Annotated in this window: 8 protein-coding genes; 5 read left to right on the plus strand and 3 right to left on the minus strand. The window is 68.3% G+C overall.

The window, feature by feature from the left end:
• Positions 1-7 precede the first annotated feature (7 nt).
• Genes MT490_RS07920 through MT490_RS07930 form a run of 3 tightly spaced genes read right to left on the minus strand, consistent with a single transcriptional unit; the run spans position 8 to position 2,607 of the window.
• The gene (locus tag MT490_RS07920) at positions 8-691 is read right to left on the minus strand and encodes a Smr/MutS family protein (RefSeq protein ID WP_297385819.1); all 684 of its coding nucleotides are present in this window, start codon (positions 689-691) and stop codon (positions 8-10) included.
• On the minus strand, positions 634-1,944 hold the full coding sequence (locus tag MT490_RS07925) for an MltA domain-containing protein (protein ID WP_363321735.1): 1,311 nt from the start codon (positions 1,942-1,944) through the stop codon (positions 634-636). The genes MT490_RS07920 and MT490_RS07925 overlap by 58 nt, the downstream gene beginning before the upstream one ends.
• A 12-nt stretch (positions 1,945-1,956) precedes the next feature.
• Positions 1,957-2,607 (minus strand): Tim44/TimA family putative adaptor protein, encoded by a 651-nt coding sequence (locus MT490_RS07930; RefSeq protein ID WP_297385820.1) that lies wholly within the window; start codon positions 2,605-2,607, stop codon positions 1,957-1,959.
• 163 nt (positions 2,608-2,770) lie between these two features.
• On the opposite strand from MT490_RS07930, the gene secB reads away from it, so the two are divergent.
• The 5 genes from secB (at position 2,771) to MT490_RS07955 (ending at position 8,002) form a co-directional block, all read left to right on the plus strand.
• Positions 2,771-3,280 (plus strand): protein-export chaperone SecB, encoded by a 510-nt coding sequence (gene secB, locus MT490_RS07935; RefSeq protein WP_297385821.1) that lies wholly within the window; start codon positions 2,771-2,773, stop codon positions 3,278-3,280.
• Between the two features lie 156 nt (positions 3,281-3,436).
• A complete protein-coding gene (murJ, locus tag MT490_RS07940) occupies positions 3,437-5,020 on the plus strand; it encodes a murein biosynthesis integral membrane protein MurJ (protein ID WP_297385823.1) in 1,584 nt (527 codons plus the stop codon).
• A gap of 2 nt (positions 5,021-5,022) precedes the next feature.
• Positions 5,023-6,012 carry a tryptophan--tRNA ligase gene (trpS, locus tag MT490_RS07945; RefSeq protein WP_297385825.1) on the plus strand — a complete coding sequence of 330 codons (990 nt, stop codon included), beginning with the start codon at positions 5,023-5,025 and terminating at the stop codon, positions 6,010-6,012.
• 83 nt (positions 6,013-6,095) lie between these two features.
• Complete coding sequence (locus MT490_RS07950) at positions 6,096-6,872, plus strand: ThuA domain-containing protein (protein WP_297385827.1); 777 nt, start codon at positions 6,096-6,098, stop codon at positions 6,870-6,872.
• Positions 6,873-6,967: 95 nt separating this feature from the next.
• Complete coding sequence (locus MT490_RS07955) at positions 6,968-8,002, plus strand: CAP domain-containing protein (RefSeq protein WP_297385828.1); 1,035 nt, start codon at positions 6,968-6,970, stop codon at positions 8,000-8,002.
• Positions 8,003-8,116: the final 114 nt, after the last annotated feature.

The following is an 8,116-nucleotide window of genomic DNA, read 5'->3' on the forward strand; positions in this document are numbered from 1 at the left end:
ACAGAAGTTAAGAATTTCGTGGCGACGGCGCCCTTGGGCGGCGGAGTATGATATAAAGGGCGCCGCTGCCGCCGTGGCGGGGATGCGCCGTACGCACCGCCGCGATCCGATCGGCATGCCGAGACGAGGCAAGCCAATCCCCCACCGCCGCGCGGATCGCTCCACGCGCATGCGGCCGCTCGGACTCGGGCCGCGGCGGCTTGCCGGTGATCAGCAGCAGCACCCGGTCGCCCCGCCGGATCGCGTGCTCCAGGCCATGGTCGAGCCGGTCATAGGCCGCGGCGAGGCTGTGGCCGTGCAGGTCGATGCTGGATTCGGGAGCGACCAGGCCGCGCGAGAGGCGGCGATCCCAGGAGCCGTCGAGTGTTCTATCAAGCCCCTCCCTTTTTAGGGAGGGGTTGGGGTGGGTGCGCGCGTCTGCGCGCCCAAGAGACTCTCGCGTCTTCCCCGGCTTCACACTCGAAGAAGCGGGCATCGAGCCCGCTCCTTCGATCAACCCACCCCCTGCCCCTCCCTTTCCAGGGAGGGGAGAAGATGGGGGTGCGGCCTTAGAGATCGGCGCCGACTTCAGCGGCGTCACCGTCGCGATCACGCGTTTCCACAGCGCCGCTTCCTCGGGCGCCAGCGTGCGTTTCACGGCGCGGGCGCCGCCGTCAGCCGCGCGAGCACGCCCTTGGGCAGCAGCAGCCATGCCGTCCCGCGCGCCGACATGCCGCCCGCGATCGCGCGCGCATCGTCGCCCGCGCCCCAGAAGGTGTCGAAGCGGTTGGCGCCCTTGATCGCGCCGCCGGTATCCTGCGCCACCCATAGCCCGGTCGCGTCGGTGCGATCCATCGACAGGAAGGCGGGCGCGCCAAGCGGCACGAACTTCGGGTCGACCGCGGCGCTGGTCCAGCCGGTGACCGGCAGCCCCATCGCTCCGAGCGGGCCCGGCCCGGTCAGTTCCTTGAAGAAGACGAAGCTCTTATTCTCGCGCATGATCGCGCGGCCTTCCTCGGGATGCTCGCGCAGATAGGCCATGATGCCCTGCATCGAGGCCTGACCGGGGCCGAGCAGCCCGCGATCGCGCATCAGCTTGCCGATGCCGGTATAGTCGCGGCCGTTCTGCCCGGCATAGCCGATCCGCATCACCCCGCCGTCGGGCAACCGCAGCCGCCCCGAGCCCTGCACCTGGAGGAAGAAGATCTCGACCGGATCGTTCGCATAGGCGATCACCGGCGCGCGGCCCTGGAGCCTGCCTTCCTCGATCGCGGTGCGATCGAAATAGGGCACGAAGTTCCTGCCCTCGACGCGGCCGCGGATCTTCTTGCCCTTGAGGTCGTCGGAGAACAGCCCGAGATCGACGTCGATCAGGTCGCTCGGCACGCCGTAGATCGGCACCTCGCAGCCCGGGCGGCGCTCACGGCAGCCATGGATCTCGGGCTCGTAATAGCCGGTGGCGAAGGCCTTGCCGTCGCCGATCTGCACCGTCTCGAAATAGCGGACGAAGAAGTTGCGTGCGTCGCGCGCCGGCCAACTCGCGGCGGCGCGACACGATTCGGCCCAATCGGCGCCCTGGGTCAGCCCGGTGCTGTCGGTCCGCCGCTGGAGCGACGAACAGCTCAGCCGATAGGCAGCCAGCGCGCGCTCGGCGCTTTCCTGGCCGATCGGCAGGGTATTCAGCGCGGGCCCCGCGACCACGCCCGAGGCCGCGGCATTGGTAGCACCCGTCGGCGCCGCGGACGCGGGCATCGCGGCGAGCGGCGTTGCGGGAGTCGGCTGCCGGGCGGGCAGATGGACGGGAGTCTCGGGAAGGCTGCTCGGCCGCGAGGGTTCACGCGCCGGCGTTGGCTCGCGCGCCGGTGCAGGAGCGGGCGCCCTGCCCGGTCCGGCCTCGGGCGGCACGATCCCGCCCGAACAGGCGCTCAACAGAGCCGCAAGCGCGACTGCCCCCCACAGACGCATATTTCGGCCCTCTTATGCTTCGTCGGTTTCGACGAGCTTCCAGTTGGGATCGTCGCTGCGCAGGTTGCGCGCGAAGGTCCAGACGTCGTGCGTCTCGACCGCGTCGGTGAGCGAGCCGGCGACGACATTGCCGTCCTGGTCGCGCGTCACCGCGGCGATGTCCGCGTCGAAACGCACCGTGATCCGCGCGATCCTGCCTTCGACCGAAGCGTCGGAGATCACCGCGCGCTCGATCGCGACGAGCCGGTTGTCGAGCACGTGGCCCGCGGCCTTGCGATCGGCGATCGCCTCGGCGAAACCGCCGCGCACCTCGTCCTCGACCAGCCAGCCGAGCGTCTCTTCGTCGCCCTTCCAGAAGGCTTCGAGGATCATCCGGTACGCCGACTTGGATCCTTCGAGGAACTGGCCGACGTCGAAGCCCGAATCGGCCGAGATCACGGCGCGCAGTCCGTTTTCGGCGCCCGCCTCGATCGGCCGCCCGGCGGTCTCGCGGATCTCGGGAGCGACGTCGATCGTGCGCGGCACCGGCTGCGCGCCGACGCGTTCCTCGGCGGGTTTGGTCAGCGCCTGCTCATGGCCGGTGCGCTTGCCCAGCACCGAATAGAGCCGGAGCGCCAGGAACCCGGCGATCATCGCGAACAGGATTACGTAAAAGAGTGACACTGGGCCTCCGACCTCATCACGACAGTACATAGGCCTTCGCGCCGCGGGTTACAAATGTCCTACGAACGCCGCCGATTGAACTGCCTCCGCGCCCCTGCTAGGCGCGCACGCTGAACAAACGCGTCACGTACGCGAAACTTTCCGGTAAACAGAGGAATCTTCGATGGCAGAGAACGACACGATCGCCGAATTCGGCGAGCCCGCAGCCAATGGGGCCGACACGGCGCCCGTCGCGGGCGTGCTGTCGCAATATGTGAAGGACCTGTCGTTCGAGAATCCGAACGCCCCGCAGGTCTATCAATCGCAGACGGCACCCGCCATCGACGTCCAGTTCAACATCGGCTCGGGCCAGGTCGGCGAGGACGTGTACGAAGTCGTGCTCAAGATCGACATCAAGGCACAGGCCGAGGATCAGACCGCGTTCGTGGTCGACCTTTCCTATGCCGGCCTGTTCGCGATCCGCAACGTGCCGCAGGAGCAGATGGAGCCTTTCCTGCTCGGCGAAGCGCCGCGCATCCTCTTCCCGTTCGCGCGCCGTGTGGTGGCCGACGCCGTCCGCGATGGCGGCTTCCCGCCCCTGATGCTCGAGCCGATCGACTTCACCGGCATCTACCTGCAGCAGCGCGCCCAGGCGGGCGAGCAGCCGCAGGGCGAGATCGCAGGCAACGCCTGACGTCATTTCCGGGGGATCGGGCACGGTGACCAAGGATCGTCACCCCCGCGAAAGCGGGGGCCCATCTCCCGGACGCTCGACAAGAGCCACGGCCGTTATCGCTCCCGACATCTACACGAGATGGGTCCCCGCTTTCGCGGGGATGACGAGCAGAGCGTGAAACTCGCCCGCAGCCTCGGCTCGATCGGCGGGCTGACCCTCGCCAGCCGCGTGCTCGCGCTGGTCCGCGATTCGCTCCAGGCGACCTTCGTCGGCGCGAGCTTCGCGTCGGACGCGTTCCTCGTCGCCTTCCGGCTGCCCAACATGTTCCGCGCCTTCTTCGCCGAGGGCGCGTTCAGCTCCGCCTTCATCCCGCTGTTCAACCGCAAGGTCGGCGAGAACCAGGGCGAGCTCGCCCCCGCTTTGGCCTTCGCCGAGCGCGCGCTGGCGGTGCTTTTCGTCTTCCTCGCCGCGATGACCGCGGTGATGCTCGCCGCCGCCTGGCCGCTCACCTGGGGCCTGGCCGGCGGCTTCTCGAAGCAGAGCCCCACGGCCGACCAGTTCGCCTTCGCGGTCGAATTGTCGCGGATCACCATCCCCTATCTGATGCTGATCAGCCTCGCCTCGCTGCTGGGCGGCATCCTCAACTCGCTCGACAAATTCTGGGTCAACGCCGCCGCGCCGATCCTGCTCAACATCGCGATGGTCGCGGCCCTGCTGTTCTTCCACGGCACGCCCGAGCAGACCGCCCGCGCCCAGGCGATCGCGGTTCCGGTCGGCGGGCTGCTCCAGCTCGGCTGGCTGTGGCTCGCCTGCCACCGCTCGGGCGTCTCGCTCAAGCTGCGCCGTCCGCGCCTTGATCCCGAGATCCGCCGGCTGATGAAGCTGATCCTGCCCGCCGCGGCGGGCGCGGGCGCGGTGCAGATCAACCTGATCGTCTCGACCGCGCTCGCCGGCGCGCTGCTCGCCGAAGGCTCGATCTCGTACATCTATTATGCCGATCGGCTGAACCAGCTGCCGCTCGGCATGATCGGCATCGGACTCGGCACGATCCTGCTCCCGACGATCTCCAAGCTGCTCGGCGCCAAGCGCGACACCGAGGCGATGGAGACGCAGAATCGCGGCATCGAGCTGGCGCTCTTCCTCACGCTCCCCGCCACCATCGCCTTCGTCGTCGCGGCCGAGCCGATCGTGCGCGGCCTGTTCCAGCACGGCCAGTTCACAGCAGAGGACACGCGGAACTGCGCGCTCGCGCTCGCGGCATTTTCGATCGGCCTGCCTTCCTATGTGCTGGTCAAGGTGCTCACCCCGGGCTTCTTCGCCCGTGAGGACACGCGCACCCCGATGCGTTTCGCCACCATCTCGGTCGGCGTGAACCTGGTCCTCAATCTCGCGCTGATCCCGCTCATCAAACATGTCGGGCCCCCGCTCGCCACCGCGATCGCCTCGACGGTCAACGTGTGGATGCTCTATCGCGCGCTCGGCAAGCGCGGCCATTTCGCCGCCGATGCGCAGCTCAAGCGCCGCATTCCCCGCCTCGCGCTCGCCGCGGTGCTGATGGGCGGCGCGCTGTTCGCCGGCGAGCAACTGCTCGATCCGTACCTCACCGGCACGATCCTCATGCGTTTCGCGAGCCTCTCGGTGCTGGTCGGCGCGGGCGCCGCGATCTATGTCGTCGCCTGCTTCGTCACGCGAGCCTATCGGCTGAGCGACATCAAGGCCCTGATCCGCCGCAAGGGCCAAGCGGCATCCAAGGAGTGAACATGCGCGTCGTTTCCGGCATCCAGACCACCGGCAATCTGCACCTCGGCAATTATCTGGGGGCGATCCGGCAGTGGGTGGACATGCAGGATCAGGGTGAATGCCTGTTCTTCCTCGCCGACCTCCATGCGCTGACCGGGAACGTGTCGCCGCAGGAGCTCGCCAATTCGACGATCGAGATGGCCGCGACCTTGATGGCCTCGGGTATCGACGATCGCGCGATCCTGTTCAACCAAGCCCGTGTCCCCGCGCATGCAGAACTCTGCTGGATCCTCCAGGGCACCGCCCGCATGGGCTGGCTCAACCGCATGACCCAGTGGAAGGACAAGGCCGGCAAGAACCGCGAGGGCGCCAGCGTCGGCCTGTTCACCTATCCGGTGCTCCAGGCCGCCGACGTGCTCGTCTACAAGGCGACGCACGTCCCCGTGGGCGAGGACCAGAAGCAGCATCTCGAGCTGGCGCGCGATGTCGCGACCAAGTTCAACACCGATTTCGGCGTCGAGCTGTTCCCCCTTCCCGAGCCGCTGATCTCGAAGGCCGCGCCGCGGATCATGAGCCTGCGCGACGGCAGCGCGAAGATGTCCAAGTCCGATCCTTCGGACATGAGCCGGATTAACCTGATCGACGACAACGACACCATCGCTGCGAAGATCCGCAAGTCGAAGTCCGACGCCGATCTGCTGCCCGACAGCTTCGACGGCCTGTCCGAGCGCCCCGAGGCGAGGAACCTCGTGACGATCTACGCCGCGCTCGCCGGGCGCGAGCCGCAGTCGGTGGTCGAGGAATTCGCGGGCCAGGGCTTCGGCGCGTTCAAGCCCGCGCTGGCCGATCTCGCGGTCTCCGTCCTCGCGCCCGTCCGCGACCGGCTCAAGCGACTGCTCGACGATCGCGCCGCAGTCGGCGCCCAGCTCGCCCGGGGCGCCGAACGCGCCAACGCGCTCGCCGCGCCGACGCTCAAGGCTGCGCAGCAGGCTGTGGGGTTGCAGGTCTAGCCATTCCACGTCATCCCGGCGGAAAAGGGGAGGCGAGAATGTTCGGCACGAGAATGCTCATTGCATGCGGCGCGCTGGCGCTAATGGGCCAAACGGCTCCGCCTCTCGATCCCTACCACCCCACGCCGACCTTCGACACCAAGGCCCCCGAGCTCCCGCCGCTCCGCCGCCCGGCGATCCTGATCTTCAGCAAGACCAACAGCTTCCGCCACGATTCGATTCCCGACGCCGTTCGCGCAATCGAGAAGCTCGTCCGCGCCCGGGGCTGGAGCGCCTATGCGACCGAGAATGCCGCGATCTTCAACCCGGCACAGCTCGCGAAGTTCGATGCGGTAGTGTTCGCCAGCGCCACGGGCGACATGTTCACCCCCGATCAGCGCGCAGCCTTCCAGAGCTATCTCGCCGGCGGCCGCGGCTTCGTCGCACTGCACGGCGCGGGCGACGGCAGCCATCCCGACTGGTACCAGCGGATCCTGGGCGTGGGCGGGTCCTATACCGGCCATCCCGGCGGTGCGGACCATTTCCAGACGAGCGACCTGATCGTCGATCGCAGCCATCCCGCGACGCGCCATTTGTCGCCGCGCTGGCGCTGGACCGAGGAATATTATGCGTGGGAAGCTCCGCCGCGCGCCGACGCGCACGTCCTCGCCCGGCTAGACGAGACCGGCATGCGGCTCGAGCCGAAGCATCGGATGGGCGAGCATCATGCGCTCGTCTGGTGGCGCTGCGAAGGCAAGGCGCGAGTCTTCTATTCGGCGCTCGGCCACAAGCCCGAGACCTGGACCGACCCTGCGCATCTGAAGCTGGTCGACGGCGCGATCGGCTGGGCGGCGCGCAAGACCGGCAAGGGCTGCGACTAACCGCTGGTCCCGCATCCGGGAAACGCACGCGATCATTTGGCGTTACGCCTTTCGCCCAGGATGCGCGCTCCGGCGCTCCTGGGCGAGGGCAAAAGATGCGTAGACGATCGTTGTTGCTGATTCCGCTGCTGGCGCTCGCTTCCTGCGGCGGAGGCGGCAGCGACGGGGGCGGCACGGTCGTCCCGCCGCCGGTCGCGACGCCGGCACCGACGCCCGCGCCGACCACCGGTCCCGTCCCCTTCCCCACGCCGACCCCGGTCCCGAGCGACTTCTTCGTCGCCGCCGCGGCGCTCTACGCGACGCCGGCGGATATCGCCGCATGCCAGCCCGGGGTGCTCAAGCCCGAAGTGACGCAGCAAGTGCTGCAGATCCTCAACGCGGTCCGCGCGCTCCACCGGCTGCCGCCCGCGACCTATTCGGCCGTCGACGAGCCCGGCGCGCAGCAATCGGCGCTGATGCAGGCCGCCAATGCCCAGCTCAGTCACACGCCGCCCACCAGCTGGCGCTGCTACACCGCCGCCGGCGCCGCCGCCTCGGGAGCGAGCAACCTCTATGGCGGCACCGGCCCGGGGCTAAGCCTCGCCACCGACGAGCAGATCATCGCGGGCTGGCTCACCGAGGTGCAGAACATCATCGCCGAGAATGTCGGCCATCGCCGCTGGCTGCTTGATCCGTTCCTCGGCTCGGTCGCCTATGGCCGCGTCGCGGGGCGCTACGAGACCAGCAGCCGTGCCGACGCCGCCGCGATCAAGGTGTTCGACACCGCAGGCCCGGCAGGCCCCACCGGACCGCTTCCTGATTACGTGGCCTATCCGTTCGAGGATTATCCGGTGCGCCTGTTCGACACCCGCGCTTTGCTCTCGTTCGGCGTGATCGCCAACAAGACCAGCAAATGGGCCAACGCCAATGTCGACTTCTCGAACGCCGCGATCACCGTCCGCCAGCGCGGCGGCGCGACGCTGACCGTCTCGCGCGTCGCATACGACACGCAGGGCTATGGCCTACCCAACAACCTCCAGTTCGCGGTGAGCGGGCTCCAGACCGGCACTTACTACGACGTGACGATCGATCGGGTGAACGTGGGCGGCGCCCAGCGCAATTACAGCTACTGGTTTAGGATCGTGCCGTGACTTTGTCTTCCCTCGCCCCCGACCGGGGGAGAGGGTTGCGCAGACTTAGGCTCGAAGAGCCTTAGTCTGAGCTGGGTGAGGGGGATGCGGCTGCGCAGCAGCCGCGGGGTGCTA

Origin of the sequence: Sphingomonas sp. (assembly GCF_026460985.1) — a bacterium.
Lineage (GTDB): Bacteria > Pseudomonadota > Alphaproteobacteria > Sphingomonadales > Sphingomonadaceae > Sphingomonas.